At 71.1% G+C, this 25,384-nt stretch carries 23 protein-coding genes; 14 read left to right on the forward strand and 9 right to left on the reverse strand.

Features of this window, described 5'->3' with window-relative positions:
• Positions 1 to 31 precede the first annotated feature (31 nt).
• Complete coding sequence (locus tag ACZ3II_RS32770) at positions 32 to 1,669, forward strand: M28 family metallopeptidase (RefSeq protein ID WP_465522592.1); 1,638 nt, start codon at positions 32 to 34, stop codon at positions 1,667 to 1,669.
• Between the two features lie 60 nt (positions 1,670 to 1,729).
• On the opposite strand, the gene ACZ3II_RS32775 is transcribed toward ACZ3II_RS32770, so the two are convergent.
• From ACZ3II_RS32775 to ACZ3II_RS32790, 4 genes are all read right to left on the reverse strand, one after another.
• Entirely contained in the window at positions 1,730 to 2,404 is a 675-nt protein-coding gene (locus tag ACZ3II_RS32775; protein WP_465522594.1) for a DivIVA domain-containing protein, read from the reverse strand.
• Positions 2,405 to 2,609: 205 nt separating this feature from the next.
• Positions 2,610 to 2,957, reverse strand: coding sequence for a hypothetical protein (locus ACZ3II_RS32780; protein ID WP_465522596.1), 348 nt, complete (start codon positions 2,955 to 2,957; stop codon positions 2,610 to 2,612).
• Between the two features lie 22 nt (positions 2,958 to 2,979).
• Positions 2,980 to 4,143, reverse strand: a complete 1,164-nt coding sequence (locus ACZ3II_RS32785) for an MFS transporter (RefSeq protein ID WP_465522598.1) — start codon at positions 4,141 to 4,143, stop codon at positions 2,980 to 2,982.
• A gap of 44 nt (positions 4,144 to 4,187) precedes the next feature.
• Complete coding sequence (locus tag ACZ3II_RS32790) at positions 4,188 to 4,718, reverse strand: hypothetical protein (protein ID WP_465522600.1); 531 nt, start codon at positions 4,716 to 4,718, stop codon at positions 4,188 to 4,190.
• Between the two features lie 143 nt (positions 4,719 to 4,861).
• Here ACZ3II_RS32790 and ACZ3II_RS32795 point away from each other — a divergent pair, with 143 nt between their 5' ends.
• Positions 4,862 to 5,611, forward strand: coding sequence for an SGNH/GDSL hydrolase family protein (locus ACZ3II_RS32795; protein WP_465522602.1), 750 nt, complete (start codon positions 4,862 to 4,864; stop codon positions 5,609 to 5,611).
• Positions 5,612 to 6,084: 473 nt separating this feature from the next.
• Here ACZ3II_RS32795 and ACZ3II_RS32800 read toward each other — a convergent pair whose 3' ends face one another.
• A complete protein-coding gene (locus ACZ3II_RS32800) occupies positions 6,085 to 7,467 on the reverse strand; it encodes an SPOR domain-containing protein (protein WP_465522604.1) in 1,383 nt (460 codons plus the stop codon).
• A 346-nt stretch (positions 7,468 to 7,813) separates the two neighbouring features.
• Between ACZ3II_RS32800 and ACZ3II_RS32805 the strand changes: the two genes are divergently transcribed.
• From ACZ3II_RS32805 to ACZ3II_RS32825, 5 genes are all read left to right on the forward strand, one after another.
• Positions 7,814 to 9,256: a glycoside hydrolase family 43 protein gene (locus ACZ3II_RS32805; protein ID WP_465522606.1), complete on the forward strand. Its 1,443-nt coding sequence runs from the start codon at positions 7,814 to 7,816 to the stop codon at positions 9,254 to 9,256.
• A 68-nt stretch (positions 9,257 to 9,324) separates the two neighbouring features.
• Positions 9,325 to 9,663: a PadR family transcriptional regulator gene (locus ACZ3II_RS32810; RefSeq protein WP_465522608.1), complete on the forward strand. Its 339-nt coding sequence runs from the start codon at positions 9,325 to 9,327 to the stop codon at positions 9,661 to 9,663.
• Complete coding sequence (locus ACZ3II_RS32815) at positions 9,663 to 10,142, forward strand: HAAS signaling domain-containing protein (RefSeq protein ID WP_465522610.1); 480 nt, start codon at positions 9,663 to 9,665, stop codon at positions 10,140 to 10,142. The genes ACZ3II_RS32810 and ACZ3II_RS32815 overlap by 1 nt, the downstream gene beginning before the upstream one ends.
• 110 nt (positions 10,143 to 10,252) lie before the next feature.
• Positions 10,253 to 11,419 (forward strand): monooxygenase, encoded by a 1,167-nt coding sequence (locus ACZ3II_RS32820; protein WP_465522612.1) that lies wholly within the window; start codon positions 10,253 to 10,255, stop codon positions 11,417 to 11,419.
• 18 nt (positions 11,420 to 11,437) lie between these two features.
• A complete protein-coding gene (locus ACZ3II_RS32825) occupies positions 11,438 to 12,394 on the forward strand; it encodes a TIGR03885 family FMN-dependent LLM class oxidoreductase (protein WP_465522614.1) in 957 nt (318 codons plus the stop codon).
• Here ACZ3II_RS32825 and ACZ3II_RS32830 read toward each other — a convergent pair.
• Entirely contained in the window at positions 12,281 to 13,816 is a 1,536-nt protein-coding gene (locus tag ACZ3II_RS32830; protein WP_465522616.1) for a GGDEF domain-containing protein, read from the reverse strand. The two genes, ACZ3II_RS32825 and ACZ3II_RS32830, sit on opposite strands and share 114 nt — an antisense overlap.
• Positions 13,817 to 14,108: 292 nt before the next feature.
• Entirely contained in the window at positions 14,109 to 14,762 is a 654-nt protein-coding gene (locus ACZ3II_RS32835; RefSeq protein WP_465522618.1) for a GntR family transcriptional regulator, read from the reverse strand.
• 82 nt (positions 14,763 to 14,844) lie between these two features.
• On the opposite strand from ACZ3II_RS32835, the gene ACZ3II_RS32840 reads away from it, so the two are divergent.
• Genes ACZ3II_RS32840 through ACZ3II_RS32860 form a run of 5 tightly spaced genes read left to right on the forward strand, consistent with a single transcriptional unit; the run spans position 14,845 to position 19,476 of the window.
• Positions 14,845 to 15,816 carry an aldo/keto reductase gene (locus ACZ3II_RS32840; protein ID WP_465522620.1) on the forward strand — a complete coding sequence of 324 codons (972 nt, stop codon included), beginning with the start codon at positions 14,845 to 14,847 and terminating at the stop codon, positions 15,814 to 15,816.
• The gene (locus ACZ3II_RS32845) at positions 15,813 to 16,634 is read left to right on the forward strand and encodes an amidohydrolase family protein (protein WP_465522622.1); all 822 of its coding nucleotides are present in this window, start codon (positions 15,813 to 15,815) and stop codon (positions 16,632 to 16,634) included. Before ACZ3II_RS32840 ends, ACZ3II_RS32845 begins: the two co-directional genes overlap by 4 nt.
• A complete protein-coding gene (locus tag ACZ3II_RS32850) occupies positions 16,635 to 17,462 on the forward strand; it encodes a fumarylacetoacetate hydrolase family protein (RefSeq protein WP_465522624.1) in 828 nt (275 codons plus the stop codon).
• Positions 17,459 to 18,754, forward strand: coding sequence for an enolase C-terminal domain-like protein (locus ACZ3II_RS32855; RefSeq protein ID WP_465522626.1), 1,296 nt, complete (start codon positions 17,459 to 17,461; stop codon positions 18,752 to 18,754). The genes ACZ3II_RS32850 and ACZ3II_RS32855 overlap by 4 nt, the downstream gene beginning before the upstream one ends.
• Positions 18,745 to 19,476: an SDR family NAD(P)-dependent oxidoreductase gene (locus ACZ3II_RS32860; protein ID WP_465522628.1), complete on the forward strand. Its 732-nt coding sequence runs from the start codon at positions 18,745 to 18,747 to the stop codon at positions 19,474 to 19,476. Before ACZ3II_RS32855 ends, ACZ3II_RS32860 begins: the two co-directional genes overlap by 10 nt.
• On the opposite strand, the gene ACZ3II_RS32865 is transcribed toward ACZ3II_RS32860, so the two are convergent.
• On the reverse strand, positions 19,459 to 20,502 hold the full coding sequence (locus tag ACZ3II_RS32865; RefSeq protein WP_465522629.1) for a hypothetical protein: 1,044 nt from the start codon (positions 20,500 to 20,502) through the stop codon (positions 19,459 to 19,461). The two genes, ACZ3II_RS32860 and ACZ3II_RS32865, sit on opposite strands and share 18 nt — an antisense overlap.
• Positions 20,503 to 20,632: 130 nt before the next feature.
• On the opposite strand from ACZ3II_RS32865, the gene ACZ3II_RS32870 reads away from it, so the two are divergent.
• The gene (locus ACZ3II_RS32870) at positions 20,633 to 21,850 is read left to right on the forward strand and encodes a sensor histidine kinase (RefSeq protein WP_465522630.1); all 1,218 of its coding nucleotides are present in this window, start codon (positions 20,633 to 20,635) and stop codon (positions 21,848 to 21,850) included.
• On the forward strand, positions 21,851 to 22,516 hold the full coding sequence (locus ACZ3II_RS32875) for a response regulator (RefSeq protein ID WP_465522632.1): 666 nt from the start codon (positions 21,851 to 21,853) through the stop codon (positions 22,514 to 22,516).
• Positions 22,517 to 22,561: 45 nt separating this feature from the next.
• Here the strand turns inward: ACZ3II_RS32875 and ACZ3II_RS32880 are convergent, their stop codons facing one another.
• A complete protein-coding gene (locus ACZ3II_RS32880) occupies positions 22,562 to 25,078 on the reverse strand; it encodes a glycoside hydrolase family 94 protein (protein ID WP_465522634.1) in 2,517 nt (838 codons plus the stop codon).
• Positions 25,079 to 25,384: the final 306 nt, after the last annotated feature.

Below are 25,384 nucleotides of genomic sequence, written 5' to 3' on the forward strand. Positions count from 1 at the left end.
GAGTTCCGCATTGGACAGGGGGAATTCGCAGATGAGTCACGAGGACGAGGCGCCAACCCGGCGCCGGTCACTCCGGGCGCTCGGAGCGGTGGCGATCGCCACCGCGCTGACCGTCGCTCCGGCCACCGCCGCTTCGGCCGGTGGCAAGGGCCACGGCCACGGCCACGGCAACGCGTGCGAGAAGCAGGCCAACGACACGTACGCCGAGGTCCTGAAGTGCGTGACGCTCGACGGCGTGCTGGATCACCTCAAGGCTTTCCAGAAGATCGCTGACAAGAACAAGGACCCCTACTACCCGGGCACCCGCGCGGCCGGCACGAAGGGCTACTCGGACAGCGTCAAATACGTCTCCGGGCTGCTCCGCAAGGCCGGTTACAAGGTGACCCTGGACCCGTTCGAGTTCACCTTCACGTTCCCGGCGGTGCTGAAGCAGCTCACGCCGGCCAGCGCCAATTACGCGACCGCCGCCTTCACCGGCAGCCCGGCCGGTGACGTCACCGGCAAGGTCATCCCGGTCGACATCAACCTGACCGGCGACCGGGCCAGCACCAGCGGCTGTGAGGCCGAGGACTTCGCGAGCCTCGACTTCTCCGGCCCCAGCGACATCGCGCTCCTCCAGCGGGGCACCTGCAACTTCGCCGTCAAGGCGCAGCTCGCGCAGGCCGCCGGCGCCGAGGCGGCGGTGCTCTTCAACCAGGGCAACGACCCGACCCGCGAGGGTCTGCTGCTCGGCACGCTCGGTGAGGACCACGGCGTGACGATCCCGGTGGTCGGCGCCAGCTTCGCCGACGGCGCGGCGCTGGCCGCGGCCGGCTCGACGGCGCAGGTGAAGGTCGTTCCGTCGGAGACGCGGACCGACTACAACGTGATCGCCGAGCTGCCCGGCAAGAACAAGAACAACGTCGTGATGGCCGGCTCGCACCTGGACAGCGTCACCGAGGGCCCGGGCATCAACGACAACGGCTCCGGTTCGGCCGCGATCCTGGAGACCGCGCTGACCCTGGCGAAGAGCAAGCCGCAGAACACGCTGCGCTTCGCCTGGTGGGGCGCGGAGGAAGAGGGCCTGGTCGGCTCCACGGCGTACGTGAACGAGCTGACCCAGGCCGAGAAGGACAAGATCGCGCTGTACCTGAACTACGACATGGTCGGCTCGCCGAACTACATCTTCCAGGTGTACGACGCGGACCAGTCGTCGTTCCCGGCCCCGGTCGTGGTGCCGGAGGGCTCGACCGCGATCGAGGACCTCTTCGAGTCGTACTACACCTGGAAGAAGCAGCCGTACGACGACGCCGAGTTCTCCGGCCGCAGCGACTACCAGGCGTTCATCGAGGCGGGCATCGCGTCCGGCGGTCTGTTCACCGGCGCCGAGGTCGTGAAGACCGAGCAGCAGGCGGCGATCTGGGGTGGCACGGCGGGCGAGTCGTTCGACCCGTGCTACCACCAGGCGTGCGACAACATCGGCAACCTGGACCTGAAGGCGCTGGAGATCAACAGCGACCTGATCGCGTTCGCCCAGCTCACCTACGCCTTCTCGACCGAGTCGGTGAACGGTGTGAAGGGCAAGCCGGTCCCCGGCAAGCCGATCAAGCTGCCGGCTCCGGCCGGCCCGCAGGGCACGTTCAACACCGGTGACGGTGGCGACGAGCACGAGCACCACGCGGAGTCCTGAGCGGTAGACATCGAAGGCCGGTCCCCGAGCGGGGGCCGGCCTTCGTGCTGCTGGAGAAGATCAGATCTCGCGGCTGCCCGGCTCCGGCGCCGCGGTCAGGTCCATCAGCTGCTGCGTGACGTGGTTGGTCAGCGCCTCCTGGTAGCTGGTGGCGAGCTGACCGAGCCGGTCGATCTCGTCGAGGGCCGCTGCCCGCTTCTCCACCAGGCTGTCCATCGCCTCGGTGTGGTTGCGGCGGGCGTCCGCCTCGATGGTCGCGGCCTTGATCGAGGCCTCGCTGGTGAGCTGGTCGGCCTTGTCCCGGGCGCCGGCGATCACCGTCTCGGACTCGCGCTGCGCGTCGCGCATGTGCTCGTCGGCGGTCCGCTGGGCCATCATCAGCACCCGCGAGTTGCGGTCGTCGTCACCGGCGGTGAGCGCCGGCATCGCGCCGGACGGGGCCTGGGCGCGGGCCCGCTCCAGCTGGGCCTGCACGTTGCGGGCGTTCTGCTCGGCCCGGGCGCGGGCCTCCTGCAGCCGCTCGAGCTGGGCCGCCAGGTCGGCGAACTCGTTGTTCAGAACCATGGTCGCGGCCGGGTTGCCGCCGCCCCCGCCGCCGCCGCGCTGGAGGGTCTCCTTCAGCGCGCCGTTCTCCTCCAGGAGGCGGGTGAGCTCGCCCTCCACCTCGTCCAGGAAGGCGTCGACCTCTTCCTCGTCGTATCCACGCTTCCCAATCGGCGGCTTCTTGAAGGCCACGTTGTGAATGTCAGCTGGAGTGAGCGGCATCGTGCTCCTCGGTTCCCTTGGTTGGGTCGTGCGGCGAGAAATTTTACGCAACGACCCTGTGCCCTTGCCGTGGGCGTGATCGATCGGGCCTCACTACCCGACAGATCCGATCGAGACTACCGGGACCTGCGGGGGCACGCACGCTCCGGTGCCCGGAGCGTGCGTGGGTTTCCGGTCAGTGCCAGAAGACGGCGACCGCCGCGTTCACCAGGGTCAGCGTGATGATGCCGATGAAGTGGCCCTTGTTGACCGCCTCACGCTTGCGCGGGATGAACACCATGATGAAGATCAGGACCGCGAAGAGGCCCTTGACGGCCAGCTTGATCGGGTCCGGCTCGTTGTCGCCGCCGCCACGCAACGGCGCGGCCAGGGCGATGCCGCTGATCAGCTGGATGATCGAGCCCCAGAGGACGGCCGGGTTGATCCGGAACTTCCCGGAGACGAATTGGGTGACGGCGCCGCCGAGCAGCAGGGCGAAACCGACCAGGTGAATGAAGAGAAGAATCAGCCGCAGTGCTTCCACGTGCGGAAGTTTCCCAAAGCGATCACCTGCGGACCACCTCGGGGGTACGCCGTACCAGCAGCGGCTCGGCCAGGAACAGGGCCAGCGCGGCCAGCGCCAGCAGCCCGCCGGCCAGGGCGGTGGCCCGTACGCCCGGCCCGTCGAACACCACCGCGCCGATCAGCGACCCGGCCGCGATGCCCACGTTGAACGCCACCGAGTTGCCGGCCGACGCCATCTCGGTGCTGCCCGGGGCGACCTCCAGGACCCGGTTCTGCAGGGCGGGGGTGAGCGCGCCGATCGCGAACGCGGTCGCCGACATCAGGACCGCGACGACCGGGCCGGAACTGGCGGCCACGTACATCCCGAGCAGGGACAACGCCAGGATCGCGGCCGGCCCGGTGACGGCGGCGCGCTGCCACCGGTCAGTGGCCCAGCCGCCGGCGGCGACCCCGGCGAAGTCGGCGACGCCGCGGGCCAGCAGCAGCGGGGCGACGGCGGCGGCCGCGAACCCGGTGGCCGCCATCAGGAACACCTCGGTGTACGTGAACGACGTGTACAGCCCGGCCACGGCCAGGGTGGTGACGGCGACGACGACCGCGTACCGGCGGCGGTCCGGGTGGGTGCCGGTGGCGGCGTGCGTCGCGTCGACCCGGACGTCCGGCATCCCGGCGGCCAGGGCGGCGAACGCCGCCAGTGCCAGTACCGCCAGGGCCACGAACGCGGCCCGCCAGCTGAACTGCTGGCCCAGCCAGGTCCCGGCGGGCACGCCCAGCATCGGCCCGAGCGAGGCGCCGGCGAAGACCACCGCGTTGACCCGGCCGCGCACCGACACGTCGAACATGGCGGCGACCACCGGCGCGACCACGCCCCAGAAGATCGCCTGGGACGGCGCGGCCAGCAGCCGGGCGGCGAGCAGCATCGGGTAGCCCTGGGCGAACGCGGAGATCAGGTTCCCCACCACCAGCACGCCCAGCAGGATGATCATGAGCCGGCGCCGGGGGACATGGCGGGTCGCGTACGTCAGCGGGATGGTGACCACCGCGACCACCACCGCGTACCCGGTCACCAGAAGGCCGACCGCCGGCTCGGAGACGCCCAGGTCGCCCGCGATGAGCGTGAGGATGCCGATCGGCATCGCCTCGGTCGCCACGTAGCAGAACGCCGCCGCGGCGAGCGCCAGCAGCGGCAGCATCCGGTCGATCACCGCCACACCATATCGAAACCTTTCGACGGTTGCTCGGGCGCCGCCTAGAGGCCCCGTTCCTCACGCCATTTCCGGATGTCCTCGATGTCCGGCACGGTCTCCTCCTGGATGCCCCGCCAGAGGTGCGGCGCCGACACCCGTACCGCCTGCTCGACCCGCACCTCGATGTCCGGATATCTCGGCAGGGTGACCTGGTAGTACGGCGCGTGCAGCACACCGCGGCGCAATCCCGGGATCCGGCCGTCGAGGGTGGCTCGCGGCGCCGGGAACAGCTCCAGCGCGTACCTCCCCGGGTGGCTCGTGCGGTAGGTGACACGTACGCCCGTCAGCTCGTGCCATCCGATCGGGCCGATCCCGGACCGGTCGATGGTGAGCCGCCCGGGCCGCAGCGCCCGCACCAGCAGCACCATGGCCACCAGGAACGCCGGCACGCTGAGCAGCACGCAACCCCAGGCCACCGCGCGCGAGTTCGCCTCGTCGCGGAAGGCGTAGTACGCAGCGACGACGAAGAAGGCCGCCACCAGCACGGTGACGAGCGCGCCACCCCGCCGGCCGCGGTTCAGGTCGATGCGCATACGTCGATGTTAGGACCGTGATATACAACGCGGAGACAAGTATCCGACCGCTCGATCGGATAGTTTCGACGCTGATCACCAGCAGGTCTCCACATGTGGGCGGGGTTCGGCCCGGCACGCATGCCGCAGCGGGAGAGAACTACATGACACGCTACGTAGCGATCGGCGACAGCTTCACCGAAGGTCTCGGCGACACCCTGCCGGACGGCGGCGAACGCGGCTGGGCCGACCTGGTCGCGACCGGTCTCGCCGCCGACGGCGAGCAGGTGGAGTACGCGAACCTCGCCATCCGCGGCCGGCTCCTCGATCCGATCGTCAACGTCCAGCTGGAAGCGGCGCTCGCCCTCGACCCCGCGCCGACCCTGCTGTCCTTCAACGGCGGCGGCAACGACATGCTCCGCAGCACCGCCTCCCTGGACCGGCTGATCGAGCTGACCGAGCACGCGATCCGCCGTTGCACCTCCGCCGGCGTGCGGATGGTGGTGCTGAGCGGCGCCGACCCCTCCGACCACATCCCGTTCGGCAGCACGTTCCGCCGCCGCGGCGAGATCCTCACCCAGGCCGTCGAGAAGCTGCTCCCCCGCTACGACGTCACGTTCGTCGACTGCTTCCGCGACGTCGAGCTGCGCCGCCGTGCCTACTGGTCCGCCGACCGCCTGCACCTGAACACCAACGGTCACCGCCGCGTCGCCAGCCTGGTCCTGGCCGCCCTCGGGCATCCGGTCGCCGCCCACGTGCTCGACCCGGCCCCGGCGCCGTCGTTCCGGCTGCTCTCCGAGGCCCGCTACTACAGCGAACACGTCCTCCCCTGGATCAACCGCCGGATCCGGGGCCGCTCCTCGGGCGACGACCGCTCCCCCAAGTTCGCCACCTGGACCCCCGTCCCGGCCTGACCCTTACCGCGTCCCCACCGGGCCGACTGCGATGGTCACCGCTACCCCGCGATCGTGAGCCGTCGCTGAGACCGGCTACTGGTTGCGGGTAACCTGCCTCAGCGACGGCCCGCGAACCTCCCACCGCCTCAGCCGTCGCCGAGACCGGCCACGGGCTCCGGATGACCGGCCTCAACGACGGCCCACGAACCTCCCACCGCCTCAGCCGTCGCCCAGCCACCCCACCCGAACCCGATGACCGGCCTCAACGACGGCTCGCGAAACGGGCCGCGAGTGTCCGGCTGGCTCTCATGGCTGTCTCGACGGGCGGGAGACGGCCATGAGAGCCAGCCGGACAAGATCTTCGGCTGGCCCGTGCGGTGGGGCGGACCTCGCACCGGGGGTCGCGGAACGGTTTGTGTGCTTTTGGGGGCTGGGACGAGCGTACGAGAAACCGCCCTCACCCGGAAGCGAGGGCGGCCCTGCGGGAACCGTCAGGCCTGGGGCAGCACCCGCGCGATCTTGATCGTGGTGTTCGTTCCGCCGGTGGCGGGGTAGGCGGCGCTGCCGTCGGCGTACGACTTGAACGCCTGGTAGGAGTGGTCCTTGACGGCGAGGGTCAGGCGGCCGCCCACGGTCTTGCCGGTGCCGGCGTCGTAGACCTGCGCGGCCATGCTCGAACCGGACTGCCAGGAGAGCAGCATCCGGCCGGGGCCGTAGGAGACCAGGTGCGGGTGGGCGGAGGCGACGCCGGTCCGGACGGTGGCGGTGGATTTCCCGGTGGTGAAGCGTTCGAGGCGGACCTGGCCGCCCTGGCTCCACGCCGTCCAGTAACCCTTGCCCTCGGCGAGGATCAGGTCGCCGCCGAAGAGGGTGCCGTCGCAGGTTCCGGCGGCGACGGTGCGGTACGGGTTCGGCTGCGCGATCCGGCATTCGTTGTCGGTGGCGCAGACCGCGGCGAATCGTCTGGTACGCGGATCCCAGACGATCCGGGAGTTCCAGGCGTGGCTGCAACCGACCTCGGCGGCGTCCTTATGGCTGGTCAGGAGCTTGCCGTTAGCGCTCACAACCTGGATTCGGTCTCCCTGGTGGATGTCGACGCAGGCGCCGTTCTTGACGGTGATGGCGACGCCGAAGTACGCCGCCCAGTCCGAGCCGTTGGTCGCGAGCCGCCCGTGGTGCTGGTACCACCAGATGAACCGGGCGCCGTCGTCGTAGCCGGTGCGGCCGCCGGTCAGGTTCGTGACCTGCCGTTCCCAGACCAGCTTGCCGTTGTTGTCGAACCGGATCATGTGCATGGTGTTGCACGGACTGGACGTGCCGCCGCAGAGCGACCCGCCGCCGCAGTTGCCCTTGCGGGTGAGCAGGATGACGCCGCCGTTCGCGTCGGCCTGGACGTCCTGCAGATCGATCCCGGTGAAGCTGGTCGATGTGCCGGTGAGCTTGTCGTCGCAGCCGAGCCTGCCGAGGTGGACCTTGCCGTCGGTGCCGAGCCAGGCGAGCCAGGAACCGCCGTCGGGACGGGCCGCGAGGGCCATCGGGAGGTCGTCGGTGTCGCCTTCGGACCCGTACCCGGCGACCTTGGCCGGCAGGCTGACCGTGGTGACCTTGGCGACCGGCTTGGCGGCGGCGGGCCGCGCGCACCCCGTGGCGGCTGTCGCGGGTTTTGTGGGGGTGGCGCTCGGCGCGGCGCTTCCCCCGGGCGCGGCGCTCTTCCCGGGCGCGGCACTCACGACGGAGGGGGACGGCGCGGCGGAGGAGCCCGCCGCGACCTGCTGGCCGGGCGCCGGGGCGGCGGGGTCCGCGGCCGGCGTGGAGCACGCTCCCATGGCGACGACGGCAAGAGCGGCAACCGATGCCGCAAGCAGGGCTCGCATGTCCTTTTCCTCGATTGTTTTAAGTTTTTCTTATGGGCGGCTTAACGGCCTTCATAAACGACCGCATCGACAGACCTTACCGGTTCCGGCCTGCTGATCAAACAGCCGCCCACCTGCCTCCACGCGCGACTGATCGCGTTATTGACAATGGCGCGGGAACGATTCTCCGGTCGCCATTCCGGCTGGCCGGGCGACATTTCGGCCGGCCGGACCCGAGGCTCACTCCCGGTGGGCTCTCCGGGCCGCCTCACGAGCGGGCGAGGCGGCTGGTTCTTGACAGGGAAGTTACGGGCGTCAACACTTCGAAACATTCCCCCGTGCGTTAGCGCTAACAATCGGAGTCTCGATGACCCGCGTCCTCACTCGCGTCAGCGCGTTCCTCACCCTCCTCGTCCTCACCCTGACCGGCCTGGCCGCCCCGGCCCAGGCCCTCGACCCGTTCACCGGCTACCTGATGGTCCACTTCACCGGCGAGTCCGCCCGGGGCGAGCAGATCTATCTGGCCCACAGCAAGGACGGCCGCAACTGGACCGACCTGAACGCCGGCGGCCCGGTGCTGCTCTCCACCGTGGGCACCCAGGGCGTCCGCGACCCCGCGATCGTCCGCTCCCCGAACGGCGACAAGTACTGGATCATCGCCACCGACCTGCGGATCGCCAGCGGCACCTCCTGGGGTGACGCCTCGACCAAGGGCAGCAAGAACCTGGTCGTCTGGGAGTCGTCCGACCTGGTCAACTGGTCGGTCCCGCGGCTGGTCAACGTGGCCGGCGGCATCTCCGGCGCCGGTGACGCGTGGGCCCCCGAGGCGATCTGGAACCCGGCCACCAACGACTACGTCATCTACTGGGCCACCAACTCGGCGCTGAACGGCGTCACCAAGCACCGCATCTGGTACGTCCGGACCAGTGACTTCCGGACCGTCTCCGCCCCGCAGCTCTACATCGACCGGGGCACCGGCCAGGGCATCATCGACACCCAGATCATCGAGGTGGCGAACAGTCTCGGCGGCTACCGGTACTACCGGGCGTCGGCCGACGGGCAGATCACCATCGAGGGCAGCAACACGATCCTGGGCGCGTGGACGAGGATCGGCGACCTGCAGCGCCTCGGCATCTCCAACGGCGCCACCGGCGGCAACGTGGTCGAGGGCCCGATGTGGGCGCAGACCAACGGCACGAACGAGTGGCACCTGTGGGTGGACCAGTACGCGACCGGCCGCGGTTACATGCCGGTACGGTCCACCAACCTGGGCAGCACCGCGAACTTCGCCACCCGTACCGATTACAGCCTCGGCACGAACAAGAAGCGGCACGGATCGATCCTGAACCTGACCGCCGCCGAGGAGAGCCGGGTGCTGGCCAAGTGGGGCGCCTCGACGACGACCCTGAAGCGGATCCAGTCGTACAACAACCAGACCCGGTACGTGCGGCACTCCAACTTCGACGTCCGGATCGACGCGAACGTGAGCCCGGTCCAGGACAGCCAGTTCCGTATCGTCCCGGGCCTGGCCAACGGCTCCGGGTACGTGTCGTTCGAGTCGGTCAACTACCCGGGCCACTACCTGCGGCACTACGGGTACGACGGGGTGCTCGCGGCGAACGACGGCACCGCGACGTTCGCGGCGGACGCGACGTTCAAGCAGGTCGCCGGGCTGGCTGACGGCTCCTGGTCGTCGTTCCAGTCGTACAACTACCCGACCCGCTATCTGCGGCACTACAACTACCTGCTGCGGGTCGACCCGATCAGCACCGCGACGGAGAAGGCGGACGCCACGTTCCGCGTGCAGTAGGACGAGAAGGGGGCTTCGGCCCCCTTCTCTGTTTGTCTTATCCTTGCACTGCAAGGTACCTTGTGGCGGTGAGCGATGACGCGGCACTGACCACGGCCCTGCGCCGGGGCACGATCGAATACTGCGTGCTCGCGCTTCTCGGCAAGCGCGAGCTCTACGGCGTCGAGCTGGTGCAGCAACTGAGCACCGGTCTCGGCATGACCACCAGCGAGGGCACGATGTACCCGCTGCTCTCCCGCCTGCGGCGCAACGGCCGGATCGCGACCACCTGGCGGGAGGCCCCGGCCGGGCCGCCGCGGCGCTACTACACCCTGACTCCGGACGGCGAGGCGGCACTCACCCACTTCCGCACCGAGTGGGTCGCTTTTCGCAGCGGCGTCGACCGCATCCTGGGAACGGAGATCTGATGATGACCCAGACCGATGAGCTGGTGGCCGCCTACCTGGCCCGGGTGGAGCGGGCCGCGAGCCGCCTGCCGGCCGCGCGCCGCGAGGAGCTGCTCGGGGATCTGCGCGAGCACATCGAGATCGCGCGGGCCGAGTCGGAGACCGGGACCGAGGCCGAGGTCCGCACGATCCTGGACCGTCTCGGCGACCCGGAGAGCATCGTCGCGGCCGCCGACACCCAGACGGACCTGCCCCCGGTCACCCCGGCTCCGCCGCCGCCCCCGTGGACCGCGCCCCCGCGCACCGCGCCCGCCCGGTCCGGCACACGGGTGCTGTGGCTGTCGCTCGCCGGGTTCGCGGTGCTCTCGCTGCTCGCCCTCTGCCTCGGCTCCGCGCTTTTCCTCGTCCGCGGCGACGACGGCCCGGCGCCCGCCGATACCGGGCCGATGGCGCCGGTTCCGACCGAGCAGGCACCACAGCCCACGACGACATCACCCTGAACAAACCCTGATGATCCCAAGATGACGATCATCCGGGTTACCACCGATTTGCCGCGGCGGTGACAGTTGGGAGGATGGGCGGGTCTCGTCGCCTGGCCAGGGAGGCCGCCATGAGGTTCGCTCGTCTCACCACCGTCGCCCTGTCGGCCGTCGTCCTCACTCTCGCCGCGTGTGGCTCCCGTCCCGAGACGCCCACCGCGGCGCCCCCGTCGACGGCCGGCTCGCATGCCGGGCACACGGCCGGCTCGGCCCCGCCGCCGAGTGCGCTGCGGGCCGGTGAGCGGTTCGTCGACGTGGGCCTGAGCACGCCTTACACGCCCGCCGCGCCGAACGGCGGCACCGACGAGTACCGGTGCTTCGTCGTCGACCCGCAGCTCACCGAGCCGGCTTTCCTGACCGGCAGCCAGTTCCTCCCGCAGAACGCGGCCATCGTCCACCACGCGATCTTCTACCGGCTGAGCCCGGAGCAGGCGCAAGCCGCCGAGAAGGTGGACGCGGACGCCCCCGGCGAGGGCTGGACGTGTTTCGGTGACAGTGGCGTGCAGGGCGAGACCGCCTGGGTGGCGCACTGGGCGCCGGGCGCCGGCGAGACCCTGATGCCGGACGGGTTCGGGTTCACCATGCCGCCGGGCGCCAAGCTCGTCATGCAGATCCACTACAATCTGCTCGGCGCGGGCGACGGCGGCCCCGGCTCGGACGCCTCCGGGATGAAGATGCGGCTGTCCAGCGCGTCCGCGCTCAAGCCGCTGGAGACCAGCCTGGCGATGGCCCCGATCGAGCTGCCCTGCGAGCCGGTCGGCACCGGGCCGCTCTGTGACCGGGCGGCCGCGATCGCTGACGTCGGCAAGCGGTTCGGCGCCGACTCCGTGGAGCAGGTGCAGCAGCTCAACCAGTGGTGCAATCAGGGCGGGGCGCCGAAACCGGGCAACACGCAGAGCTGTGACCAGCCGATCCGGCAGGGCGGCACGGTCTACATGGCGGCCGGGCACATGCACCTGCTGGGCCGTTCGATCAAGGTCGAGCTGAATCCGGGCACGCCGAAGGCGCAGACCGTCCTGGACGTGCCGCGGTACGACTTCGACGACCAGGCGCTGCTGCCGCTGGCGAAACCGATCACGATCACCGAGGGCGACACGGTACGGGTCACCTGCACCCACGACGCGACGCTGCGCAAGCAGTTGCCGCAGTTGCAGTCACTGCCTTCGCGGTACGTCGTGTGGGGCGAGGGAACCAGCGACGAGATGTGCCTGGGAATCCTGGTCGTTGCGCCCGAATAGTGGGTACGTAACCGCTCCATGACGGAGTACGGCATCCACGCCTCGCACGAGCAGATCCAGCCCGGCGCGCTCCTGGACGCGGTCATCGCGGCCGAGCGCGCCGGTTTCGACGCCGCCATGTGTTCCGACCACTTCTCGCCGTGGAGCAGCCGCCAGGGCCAGTCCGGTTTCGCCTGGGCCTGGCTCGGCGCCGCGCTGCAGGCGACGAACCTGTCGTTCGGGGTGGTCAACGCGCCCGGCCAGCGCTACCACCCGGCGATCATCGCGCAGGCGATCGGCACCCTGGGCAGCATGTACCCGGGCCGGTTCTGGGCGGCGCTGGGCAGCGGCGAGTTCAGCAACGAGCACATCACCGGACAGAAGTGGCCGCGCAAGGAGGTCCGCAACGCCCGCCTGCGCGAGTCGGTGGACGTCATCCGGGACCTGCTGAACGGGGAGGAGGTGTCCCGCGACGGGCTGGTCACCGTCGACCGGGCCCGCCTGTGGACCCGGCCGGCCGTCACCCCGCCGCTGATCGGCGCGGCGATCAGCGTCAAGACCGCCCGCTGGTGCGCGGAATGGGCCGACGGCCTGGTCACCGTCAACGCCCCGGAGGAACACCTGAAGGAGATGATCTCCGCTTACCGGGAGGCCGGCGGCCGCGGCCCGATCTGCCTGCAGGTGCACCTGAGCTGGGCGAACAGTCAGCACGAGGCCGAGTCGATCGCACACGACCAGTGGCGCAGCAACATCTTCCAGCCCCCGGTCTGCTGGGACCTGGCGACCGCCGAGGAGTTCGACGTCGTCTCCGAGAACGTGACCGTCGACCAGGTGGCGAAGGCGGTCAACATCTCCGCTGACACCGAACAGCACGTCGCGTGGCTACGAGGCTATGCCGCGCTCGGCTTCGAGCGGATCTATCTGCATCATGTCGGGCAGGACCTGCTGCCGTTCATCGAGACGTTCGGCGCGAAGGTGCTGCCCGCGCTGCGCTGAGCCGGCGCGGCGGCGTTTGTCGGCGTACATCCGGGCGTCGGCGGCGGCGAGCAGTTCGTCGGGGGCGACCAGGCGGCGTTCGGTCCAGGTCACCGCGCCGATGGCGGCGGTGACGCGCAGGCTCTGGTCACCCCAGGCGACCGGCTGGGCGATTCCGGCGGCGACGCGGTCACTGAGCAGCTGTACGGCGGTCGCGTCGGCCCGCGTACAGAAGATCAGGAACTCGTCGCCGCCGATCCGGGCCACCACGTCCCCGGGCCGCACCGCCTCGGTGATGCGCCGGCTCGCCGCCCGCAGGATCGCGTCGCCCGCCTCGTGCCCGTGCTCGTCGTTGACCGGCTTGAACCCGTTCAGGTCGCAGTAGATCAGCGCCAGGTCGCCCGGCGCCCCGTCCGCGTGCGCGGCGATGGCCTTCTGCATCTCGCCGAACAGGTGCCGCCGGTTGACCAGCCCGGTCAGCTCGTCGTGGGTGGCCTGGTAGACCAGCGCGTGCTTGAGCCGGCTGATCCGGATCAGGACGAGGGGGATGCTGAGCACCGGCGCGAGGGTGAGCAGCAGACCGTCCGCGGGCTGGCCGAGCAGCTGGCCGATGCCACCGCAGAACGGGATCAGCAGCAGCGCCGCGCCGAGCCGGCCGAGCCGCAGCTTCGGCGCGGACAGCCCGAACCCCTGGGCCGGCTCGCTGAGCTGCTTGACGCTCGGGTGCAGGCCGGCCGCACCGAGCGCGAGATAGCCGACGGCGAAACACAGCGACGGCAGCGACACGTACTGCCCGCCGGCCGGCCCGATGTGCACCAGCGCGATCCCGGCGATCGTGCAGCCCAGCGCGCCGAACAGGTAGATCAGGCAGGCCCGGGCGGCCCGGCTGCCGCGCGCCACCCGCAGCTGCGAGCCGCAGATGCCGAGCAGCACCAGCAGCTGGGTGAGCACCAGGAACAGGGTGAACGGGTCCGCTCCGGCGGCCAGCATGTGCGGCCGGAACCCGAACTCCCAGACCGGCGCGGCCAGCGCGATGCCCCAGACCGCGGCGTCGATCGTGCCGCTGGCGTCCCGGGGGGCGTGCCGGAGCACGATCATCAGGCTGGCGGCCAGCATGAACACGTACCCGGCGAGCTGCGGCGGGACGACCAGCAGACTCGGTGGCGGGGTGTTGTCGCCGTACCTCAGCGCGGCCAGGAACCAGCCCACGTTGCCGACCGTGAGCAGCCCCAGCGCGATCACCACCAGCAGCCAGGGGCGCTGATCGGTGACCCGGTGCCGGCGCATGCCGACCGTGATCGCGCCCGCGGCGAGCAGGCAGGAGAGCAGCATCAGGCCGGTACGCACCTGCACGCCGCCGGTCAGATAGCCGTAGGCGAAGGCGGCGGCCACCACGGCGAAACCGAGGGAGACCGGCCAGGACGAATCTCCGCGGCGGCGCATACCGCACGACATCGACCCGCCCCGGCCGCTCCTGAGAACTTCCCGGCGTGTGGAGTTACGGCGCATATGACGGCCGAACTCAACACACCAGAAGCGCAAGCGGGCCAGCACCCGGTCGGTCCAGGCGCCCGGCAGGCCGTACCGGCTGTTGCAGGTCGGGGTGGTTGCTGATGCCGCCGACGAAGACCGGGCCGCGACCACGGCGTTCTGCGCGGCGAGGGCGGTGTCGATGAACCCGATCAGGGTGGTCTCCAGGTGTCCGCGGCGTCGACAGCGGCGCCGGACCTGATCTTCAACCGAAGGCGCGCAGGTGACGGTCGCGGGCGGCGTTGAGGTGGGCCAGCATCGCGGCCTCGGCGCGGTCCGGGTCGGCGGCCATGATCGCGTCGGCGACCAGCCGGTGCTCGGCGAGGGTGGTGTGGGTCTCGGCGTAGGGGAAGTACAGCCGGTGGATGTGCAGGTGGGCGTGCAACCGGGTGATGGCGTCGCGCAGCAGCGGGTTTGCGGCGCCGGCCGCGACGAGATCGTGGAACCGGGCGTCCAGCGCGGTGAACAGCGCGTGCGATCGGCGCCCGTCCGGCTCCGCCTCGGCCGCCGGGAAGGGGGCGCCCGCCTCGTCGAGCAGCGCCGCGCGGTCGTCGCCGGAGGCGCGGAGCGCGGCCCAGCGGGCGGCCGGGCCCTCCAGGATCACCCGCATGTCGAACATGTGGTTGAACTCGTCGCGGGTGAGCAGCGGGCTGACCGTGTAACCGGCGAGCGGGCGCTTGCGGACCAGGCCCTCGGACTCCAGCCGGGCGAGGGCCTCGCGGACCGGGGTCGGCGAGACGTCCAGCTCACGGGCGAGGGCGTCGATGTTGAGCCGGTCCTCGGGGGCGAGCCGGTGGTCCAGGATGAGCGACTTCAGCGACTCGTGGACGTCGTCGCTGAGGACTGAGCGGCGGATCATCTCTCCTCGACGGGTTGACTCAGGCATCGACAGCCATTAAACAGTTTCGTAGATCCTATAGGATCTACGAAAGGACCCGGTCGTGGATCCATTCGCACGGGTGCCGCTGGGCGGCACCGATGTCACCGTGACCCGGCTCGGCATGGGGCTGGCGCCGATCGGAGGACTCTATGCGGCGGTCGGTGACCGCACCGCGGCGGGCGCCGTCGACGAGGCGTGGCGTCGCGGGGTGCGGTTCTTCGACACCGCGCCGCTGTACGGTTCCGGCCTGTCCGAGCGGCGCGCCGGCACCGCCCTGCGCGAGCGGTCCGGCTTCACCCTGGCCACCAAGGTCGGCCGCCGCATCCGGCCCGGATCATCCGGCCCGCCGGGCATCTGGGCGGAAGACGCCGCGGCCGCCCCGGTCTGGGATTTCTCCGCCGACGGCGTGTACGCCTCGCACCGCGAGAGCCTCGGACGACTCGGCCTGGACCGGGTCGACATCCTGCACCTCCACGACCCCGACGACCACTTCCCGCAGGCCCGCGACGAGGCACTCCCGGCGCTGGCCGAGCTGAAAAGGCAAGGCGCGATCGGAGCCGTGTCCGCCGGCATGAACCAGTCCGAGATGCTGGTGGAATTCGCCCGGACCGGACGTTTCGACTGCTTCCTGCTGGCCGGCCGCTACTCCCTGCTCGACCAGTCCGGGCTCGCCGAGCTGCTTCCGGAATGCGAGAAGAGGGGAATCTCCGTCATCGTCGGCGGGGTCTACAACTCCGGCGTCCTGGCCGCCCCGGTCCCCGGCGCCACCTACGACTACCAGCCCGCCCCGCCCAACATCCTGGCCCGCGCCCAGGCCATGGAACGCATCTGCGACCGCTACGACGTACCGCTGCGGGCCGCCGCCCTCCAGTTCCCCCTCGGTCATCCCGCCGTCGCGTCGGTCCTGGTCGGCATGCGCTCGCCGGAGGAGGCGGCGGACGCCGTCGCGATGGCCTCGGTGAAGATCCCCGGCAGCCTGTGGCGGGACCTGACCGCCGCCTGGCTGCTCGATCCCGAGGTGCCCGTTCCGTGATCATCGACGCCCACCAGCACTTCTGGACCGCCGACTACCCCTGGCTGGCCGAACCCGGCCAGGAACCGCTGCGCCGCGACTTCACCGCCGCCGACCTGCGCCCGCACCTGGCCGCGGCGGGGGTGCACCGGACGGTCCTGGTCGAGGCGGGCCGGTGCGACCTCGCCGAGACCGTCGCGTTCCTGGCGCTGGCCGCCGCCACCCCGGAGATCGCGGCGGTCGTCGGCTGGGCGGCACTGTCCGATCCGGATCTCGCGACCACCCTGTCCGGACTTCGCCGGCGACCCGGCGGAGAGCTTCTGGCCGGGGTTCGCGATCAGGTGCAGGCCGGTCCCGACGACCTGTTGGACCAGCCGGGGGTACGGGCCGGGCTGTCCACCGTCGCCGCCGCCGGCCTGGTCAACGAGCTGGTGGTACGCGCCCCGCAGCTGCCGTCGGTGGCCCGGGCCGCGGCCGCGCTGCCCGGGTCCACGTTCGTGATCGACCACCTGGGCAAGCCGCCGATCGCCGCCGGCGAGGTGAAACGCTGGCGGGATCTGATCGCCCCGGCCGCCGCCCTCCCGAACGTCACCGCGAAGCTGTCCGGCCTGGTCACCGAGGCCGGGCCGGGCTGGACCGCCGACAGCCTGCGCCCGTACGCCGAAATCGCCGTGGATCTCTTCGGCCCGGACCGCCTGATCTTCGGGTCGGACTGGCCGGTGTGCACCGCGGTCGCCACGTACCAGCAGGTCATCGACGCGCTGACAACCGTCCTGGGCGGCCGCCCCGCCGGGATCTTCGGGCGCAACGCCGCCCGTGTCTATGGATTGGAGCTCTAGTTGAGATACCTGCGGGTGGGCGCCCCCGGCGCGGAACGTCCCGTGCTGTACGCCGAGGGCGCCCTCTACGACCTGTCCCCGGTGACCGCCGACATCGACGGGGCGTTCCTGGCCGCGGGCGGCTACCAGGGTGATCCGGCCGCGCTGCCGCCGGCGGACGTGGACGGCGGCCGGGTCGGGCCGCCGATCGCCCGGCCAAGCGTGATCCTCTGCATCGGGCAGAACTACGCGGCGCATGCGGCCGAGTCCGGGGCCACTCCCCCGGCCGAGCCGATCGTCTTCTACAAGGCGCCGAACACGATCGTCGGCCCGGAGGACGACATCCTGCTGCCGCGCGGGTCCGGGCGGACCGACTGGGAGGTGGAGCTGGGCGTGGTGATCGGCAAGACCGCCCGCTACCTGTCCTCACCGGCCGAGGCGCTCGACCACGTGGCCGGGTACGTGCTGGTGGACGACGTGTCGGAGCGGGAGTTCCAGCTCGACCGCTCGGGCGGGCAGTGGTCCAAGGGCAAGTCGTGCGAGACGTTCAACCCGCTCGGTCCGTGGCTGGTCACGCCGGACGAGCTGACCTTCCCGCTGCGGCTGCGCTCGTGGGTGAACGGCGAGGCCCGCCAGGACTCCAGCACCGCCGACATGATCTTCGACGTGGGCTTCCTGATCTGGCACCTCTCCCAGTTCACCGTGCTGGAGCCGGGCGACCTGATCAACACCGGGACGCCGGAGGGGGTGGCGCTGTCCGGCCGGTTCCCGTTCCTCAAGCCGGGTGACGTGGTGGAGATGGAGATCGACGGGCTGGGTCGGCAGCGCAACGGCGTGGTCAAAGGATGAGGATCGCCTCGGTGTCGTCGTACGACATCAGGTTTCCGACCTCCCGCGAACTCGACGGCTCCGATGCGATGAACCCGGATCCGGACTATTCCGCGGCCTACGTGATCGTCCGGGCGGACGACGGTTCCGAGGGGCACGGGTTCACGTTCACCATCGGGCGTGGCAACGAGGTGTGCCGTGCGGCCATCGACGCTCTCGCCCCGTTGATCATCGGCAGTGACGTCTCCGACATGGGCGACTTCTCGCGGAAGCTCACCCACGACTCGCAGACGCGGTGGCTCGGGCCGGAGAAGGGGGTCATGCACCTGGCGGCAGCAGCCTTGATCAACGCGGCGTGGGACCTGGTCGCCACTGCCGCGCGGCAGCCGCTTTGGGAGTTTTTATCCGACATGTCGCCCGACCAATTGGTCGGTCTGGTGGACTGGCGCTACCTTACCGACGCCCTCACCCCCAGCGCCGCCCGCGATCTTCTCACCGACGCCGCGCCGGGCCGTTCTTCCCGGGCGGAGCACATCCGGAACATCGGGTATCCCGCTTATACGACATCGGCGGGCTGGCTCGGTTACCCCGATCACAAGATCGAACGCCTGGCCCACCAGGCGGTCGCCGACGGCTTCCGGCAGATCAAACTCAAGGTCGGCGCGGACCGGACCGACGACGTACGCCGGTTCGCGCTCGCCCGTGCCGCCGTGGGTCCCGGCGTCCGCATCGCCGTGGACGCCAACCAGCGCTGGGACGTCGCCGACGCGATCGACTGGATGACCGCACTGGCGCCGTACGACCCGTGGTGGATCGAGGAACCGACCAGCCCGGACGACATCCTCGGTCACGCCGCGATCCGCCGCGCCCTGGCGACGTCGGCTCCGGACGGCGGCCCGATCCGGGTCGCGACCGGCGAGCACGTCGCCAACCGGGTCGTCTTCAAGCAGTTGCTGCAGGCCGACGCGATCGACTTCGTGCAGCTGGACGCCTGCCGGGTGGCCGGGGTCAACGAGAACATCGCGATCCTGCTGCTGGCCGCCGCGTACGGGAAACCGGTCTGCCCGCACGCGGGCGGGGTGGGCCTGTGCGAGGCGGTGCAGCATCTGTCCTTCTTCGACTACGTGGCGGTCTCCGGCAGTCTCGACGACCGGGTCATCGAGTACGTGGACCACCTGCACGAACACTTCACCGACCCGGTCGTGATCGAGAACGGCGCCTACCGGGCCCCGTCGGCGCCCGGTTTCTCCACCCGGATGCGGCCCGAGTCGCTGGTCCGGTACGCGTACCCGGAGGGGGCGGCATGGAGCTGAACGGTTTCGTCGCGGCGATCACCGGCGGCGGCTCGGGCATCGGGGCGGCCTGCGCCCGGCGGCTGTCGCTGGCCGGGGCGAAGGTCGGTGTCCTCGACCTGCAGCCGGGGACCGGTCACGCCATCACGTGCGACGTATCGGACGGGGCATCGCTGGACGCGGCGATGGCGGAGCTGGCGGACGCGTACGGCGGCATCGATTTCCTGATCAACAGTGCCGGGATCAGCGCGGTCGGGACCGTCGAGGACAACGACGACGCGGAGTGGGCACGGGTCCTGGACGTGAACGTCACCGGGATCGCGCGGGCCAGCCGGGCCGCCCTGCCGTACCTGCGGCGCAGCCGGAGCCCGGTGATCGTGAACCTGTCGTCGATCGCGGCCACCGCCGGGCTGGTGCAGCGGGCGCTGTACTCGGCGTCGAAGGGCGCGGTGCACGCGCTGACCCTGGCGATGGCCGCGGACCTGGTCAGCGACGGGATCCGGGTGTGCTGCGTGGCGCCGGGCACGGTGGACACCCCGTGGGTGGGGCGGCTGCTGGCCCGCACCGACGACCCGGAAGGCGAGAAGGCGCGACTCGCCGCGCGGCAGCCGACCGGGCGCCTGGTCAGCGCCGACGAGGTGGCCGCGGCCATCCAATACCTGGTGAGCCCGGCGGCGGGCGCGACCACCGGGATGTCCCTGGCCGTCGACGGCGGCATGTCGGGCCTACGGCTTCCCCGCTGAACTCGCGGCGTTCAGCCGCTGCATGAGCTCGTCGACCCGGTCCTCCTGGGCGGCCGCGACGAGGTCGTCGGCGAACCGGCGCACCTCGTCGACCCCGGCCGTCAGATCCGCCGTCCCGATGCTCGTCGGCCCGGACCGCAGCACCCAGCGGCCACCCACCCGGTACGGCCCGAAGGTCGCCGGTGGCAGCTCGAACGGCAGCGCCTCGACCGCGTACACGATCTCGGTGTCCTTGCCGGTCGCGGCGGTGAAGATCATCGCGGGCACGCCGTCGCGCACGCCGGTGAGCACCTCGGTGGCGGGTGCCTTCAGTGGCAGCTCCGCCGGCAGCTCGGCGACCGAGGCCCGGTAGTCCCAGCCGTGGGCGCGGGCCAGCCGCCGGCGCCGTGACGACACCAGGGCGCCCTGCCCGGCCAGCGCGGCGATCGTCACCACCAGCCCGGCCGGGATCACCCACCACGGCGTCCGCACCGGCCCGGCCAGCCAGATCGCGTAGTCATCCATCAGGGTCTCCGAGGTCGCCCGGTCGCCCACCGCCCAGGCGGTCACGTCGAACGGGGCGCCCACCCGCTCCGGCGTGTCGGCCGCGTCGACCTCCACGGCGCCGGTCACGGCGGCGCCGTCCGCCGTCCAGGTCGCGCCCGCGCATCGGATGTCGATGTCGTTGCCGCCGCGGCGACGGCCGCCGCCCTCGAGGCCGCAGTCCCCCGGCACGTGCGCGACCACCTCGGCGCCGGTGAACCGGTGGGTCATCCCCGTCGAGAACAGCCGCACCCCGGCCCCGATCACCGCGGTGAGGGCGACCACCACCCCGAGGAAGGCGATCACGCCGATCAGGCCGGCGGGCGCGTCTCCGGCGCCGAGCGACCGGAAGATCACATAGCACCCGCAGAGCACGGCGACGACGATCGCGACGACACCGGCCCGGCCGGTCGCGCACAGGGCCACGATCACGCCGGCGACGGCACCGAGGGCGGCCACCCACCACCCGGCGCCGGGGTCACGCTCTGACCAGAGATCCGTCATGCATCGACGTTAATCTCCGCTCCGCGCCGCGCCGTCCACCCAGGGCGGGATCCCGGGGTAAACCTCTGTGGTAGACGGCATCCCCCCACAGCGGGACGATGTTCGCCGATCATCGCGTTATCGTGCGTCGATGCAGGTACTGTGGCGGATCCTCACCGGCCGCTACCGGATCGCCGCCGACGCCGCGGCCGCCGCCGCGCTGATATTCATCAGCCTGCTGCTCGGGCGGGAGACCCCGACCGCCCAGTGGAAGCCGTTCGACGTGTGGGCGGTCCTGCTGATCGCCGGGATCTGCCTGCCGCTCGCGTTCCGCCGCCGGATGCCCACCACGGTGATGTTGACCGGCTGCGCGGTCTGGATCCTCTACATCTCCCTCGGCTACTGGCCGGTCGTCGCGGCGTACCCGATGCTGCTCGCCTTCTACACCGCGGCCGCCGTCGGGCCGCTCTGGGCCGCGCCCACCGGGATCGCGATCGGCGCTCTCGTCTGGATCTACGCCGGGCTGGTCAGCCCCGGCTCGTCGATGGCGAGCGTGCTGGCTCAGGCCGTCGCGATCCCGCTGGTCGTCTGGCGGGTCGGGCACGGCGCCCGGCAGCTGGCGGAGAGCAACGCGCGACTCGCCCGCACCGCCGAGGAGCTGCGCCGGGACCGGGCCGAGCTGGCCCGCCGGGTCCTGGTCGACGAGCGGGTCCGGATCGCCCGGGAGCTGCACGACGTGGTCGCGCACCACATGTCGGTGATCTCGGTGCAGGCCGGCCTCGCACGGTATGTTCTGCGCTCCGATCCGGAGACCGCCGACACCGCCCTCGACGCCGTGCTGGACACCAGCACCGAGGCGCTCGACGAGATGCGCCGCACGCTGGGGCTGCTGCGGCTGGGCCGGGAGCCGGACGACGCCGACGAGTCCGACACCCGGCGCCCGCTGCCCGGCCTGGAGGGGCTGCCCGACCTGATCAGCCGGGTGGAGAGCGCGGGACTGCCGGTGACCCTCACCGTCGAGGGCCCGCTGCGGGCGCTGCCGCACGGCGTCGCCCTCACCGCCTACCGGATCGTCCAGGAGTCGCTGACCAACGCGCTCAAGCACGCCGGCCCGGCGCGGGCCGCGGTGACCGTGCGGGTGACCCCGGAGGCGGTGCACCTGACCGTCACCGACGACGGGACCGCCGGCAGCCCGGGTCCCGGCACCGGGCACGGCCTGCTCGGGCTTCGGGAACGCGCCGCCCTCTACGGCGGGACGCTCACCGCCGGCCCGCGTGTCCCCCACGGTTTCGAGGTCTCGGCTACGCTTCCGTACCCGAGCTCCGCAGTGAGCCACCCGGCCGCGGAGGATGATCCGGAAGGGCCGTGAATGACGCGCGTGCTCGTCGTCGACGACCAGGACCTGATCCGCGCCGGGCTCGTCGCCCTGATCCGGGCGGCGCCCGGCCTCGAGGTCGCCGGCGAGGCCACCGACGGCGTCGCGGCCGTGACCCTCGCCGCCGAGCTGCGGCCCGACGTGGTGCTGATGGACATCCGGATGCCCGGCCTGGACGGGGTCGCCGCCACCGAGCGGATCCTCGCCGCCGCGCCGAAGGAGCCGCCCGGCATCCTCATCCTGACCACGTTCGACCTCGACGAGTACGTGTACACGGCACTCCGCAACGGTGCCAGCGGCTTTCTGCTCAAGGACATCAAACCGGAGCGGCTGCTCGCGGCCATCCACACCACCGCCGCCGGGGACCGGATCTTCGCGCCGAGCGTGACCCGGCGGCTGATCGAGGCGTACACCCGGGAGGGCACGCGGGGCTGCACGCCGGAGACGCTGTCCGCGCTGACCGGCCGGGAGGTGGAGGTGCTGCGCCTGGTCGCCACCGGCCGGTCGAACGCGGAGATCGCCACCGACCTCACCCTCGGCGAGGCGACCGTGAAGACGCACCTGAACCGGGTGATGACCAAGCTGGGGCTGTCCAGCCGGGCGCAGGCGGTGGTGATCGCGTACGAGTCCGGGCTGGTCGTCCCCGGTTCAGCGTGTTGATTTCGGCCGTCCAGGACGCCCGAAATCAACACGCTGGTCTGACCGTCAGGCCAGGATCGCCTCCACCCGTACGACACTGCCCGGAGCGGCCGGCGGGATCAGGTTCCCGTCGAGACGCTCCCCGTCGACCAGCAGGTGATCGACGCGGCCGGTGCCGCGCACGCTGATCTCGTACGTGGCGCCCCGGAACCGCCGGACCGCCTCGAACCCGGGCCAGCCGGACGGCAGCACCGGATCGATCCGCAGGCCCGCGAAGTCCGGCCGGATGCCCAGGATCCACTGGGTGATCGCGACGAAGTTCCAGGCGGCGGTGCCGGACAGCCACGAGTTCTTGGCCTCGCCGTGGGTCGGCGCGTCCTTGCCGGCGATCATCTGGGCGTAGACGTACGGCTCGCAGCGGTGTGTCTCGCTGATCTGCTCCCGCGCCGACGGGTTGAGCCGCTTGTAGTAGTCGAACGCCCGGTCCCCGTTGCCGACCATGGTCTCGGCGATCATGATCCACGGGTTGGTGTGGCAGAAGATGCCGGCGTTCTCCTTGTAACCGGGCGGGTACGAGGAGATCTCGCCCAGCTCGATCCGGTAGCCGGAGTACGCCGGCTGCTGCAGCACGATCCCGTGCGGGGTGGCCAGCCGGTCCGCCACGCTGTCCAGCGCCCGCGCGGCCAGCCCGTCCTCCAGGCCGACCCCGCCGAGCACGCACATGCCCTGCGGCTCGATGAAGATCTGCCCCTCGTCGTTCTCGCCGGAGCCGATCACGTTGCCGTGGAAGTCGTACGCCCGCCGGAACCAGGCCCCGTCCCACCCGTGCTCGCTGATCGTCCCGGCCATCTTCTCCGCCGCCGCCCGGTAGACCGCCTCCTCGCCGTCCTGCCCGCGCAGCCCGGCGATCACCGCCAGTTCCTTGGCGGCCAGCACGAACAGGCCGGCGATGAACACCGACTCGGCGACCCCGCCGCTGGCGTTCTCGGTGGTCTGGAACGGCTCGCCCGGGGTGTCGGAGAAGCAGTTCAGGTTGAGGCAGTCGTTCCAGTCGGCCCGGCCGATCAGCGGCAGCCCGTGCGGGCCGAGCCGGTCCAGGGTGTACTTCAGCGACCGCCGCAGGTGCTCGTAGAGCGGGGCCTCGCTGCCCGGGACGTTGTCGAACGTGACCTGCTCGTCGAGGAACGTGTGGTCGCCGGTCTCCTTCAGGTACGCCGCGACGCCGAGGATCAGCCACAGCGGATCGTCGTTGAAGCCGTCGCCGATGTCGTTGTTGCCGCGCTTGGTGAGGGGCTGGTACTGGTGGTACGCCCCGCCGTCGGCCTTCTGGGTGGCGGCGATGTCCAGGATCCGCTCCCGGGCCCGCTCCGGCACCATGTGCACGAAACCGAGCAGGTCCTGGTTGGAGTCACGGAAACCCATGCCACGGCCGATGCCCGACTCGTAGAACGAGGTGGATCGGCTCATGTTGAAGGTGACCATGTTCTGGTACGCGTTCCAGACGTTCACCATCCGGTCGGTGTCGCCGTCGGGGGTCCGCACGTGGATCCCGCCGAGCAGTTCGTCCCAGTAGGCGCGCAGGTCCTCGTACCCCATCTGCACCTGCTCGGACCGCAACCACCGCTCGATCAGAGGCCGGACGCGGGTCTTGTTGAGGGTCTGCGAGCCCGGCGGGTCGAACTTGTCGTCCTTGGGGTTCTCCGCGTAGCCGAGCACGAAGATCACCTCGCGGGTGGCGCCCGGCGCGAGGGAGAGTTTCACCTGGTGGCTGCCGATCGGCTGCCAGCCGTGCGCGATCGAGTTCGTCGCCGCGCCCTTCTCCACGGCGGTGGGGCGATCCCAGCCGCGGTACGGCCCGAGGAACGCCTCGCGCTGCGTGTCGAACCCGCTGAGCGGCTCCGAGCAGGCGAAATAGGCGAAGTGGTTGCGGCGCTCGCGGTACTCGGTCTTGTGGTAGATCACGCCGTCGACCACCTCGACCTGGCCGGTCGAGAAGTTGCGCTGGTAGTTGGTGGCGTCGTCCTGCGCGTCCCACAGACAGAACTCGATCGACGAGAACAGCGACAGCTCGGCCGCGGTGTCCCGCTCGTTGGTGACCCGGACCCGCCAGACCTCGAGGGTCTCGCCGAGCGGCGCGTAGTAGAGCGTCTCCGCGCGGACGCCGCCGCGCGCCGAGCTGATCCTGGTGTAGGACAGGCCGTGCCGGCACTCGTAGTCGTCGAGTTCCCGCTCCGGGGTCGGCTGCCAGGACGGCGACCAGTAGTCGCCGCTCTCGTCGTCCCGCACGTAGACGTAGCGGCCGCCCAGGTCGAGCGGCGCGTTGTTGTAGCGGTAACGGGTCAGCCGCCGCAGCCGGGCGTCACGGTAGAACGAGTAGCCACCTGCCGTGTTGGACACGATCCCGTAATAGGAGTCGGTGCCGAGGTAATTGATCCACGGCAATGGTGTGTCCGGCCGATCGATGACGTACTCGCGCTGCTCATCGTCGAAATGCCCGTAGCGCAACAGGTCCTCCCCCGTCGCCGTCGGTCCCGGCCGGTGGGGCGCCGGCCGGCGTGGGAGCGCGTTTGGGAGCGCTCCCATAGCTGTCCATTTTACCGCTTCGACACGCTCTTGGGACCAGTCCGAAAAGGTGTGAGGGGCGGCTTGCGGCAGGCGGTTCTCCCCAACCCTTTCCGGTACGGGCCACGCACGGTCCCGTGACCCTCCGGCGGCAACGGCAGGCGTTCCCTCCGGACCACCCCTTACTGCGGGTCATGCATGCACGTCACGGTCACCCCCCGGGGGGGGGGGGGGGGGGGGGGGGGGGGGCGGGCCCGCGCCCCCCCCCCCCCCCCCCACAAAAACAACCGCCGGGGGAGGGGGGGGGGGGGGGCCGCGGCGGGGGGC

It is taken from the genome of Actinoplanes sp. NPDC019969 (assembly GCF_055562375.1).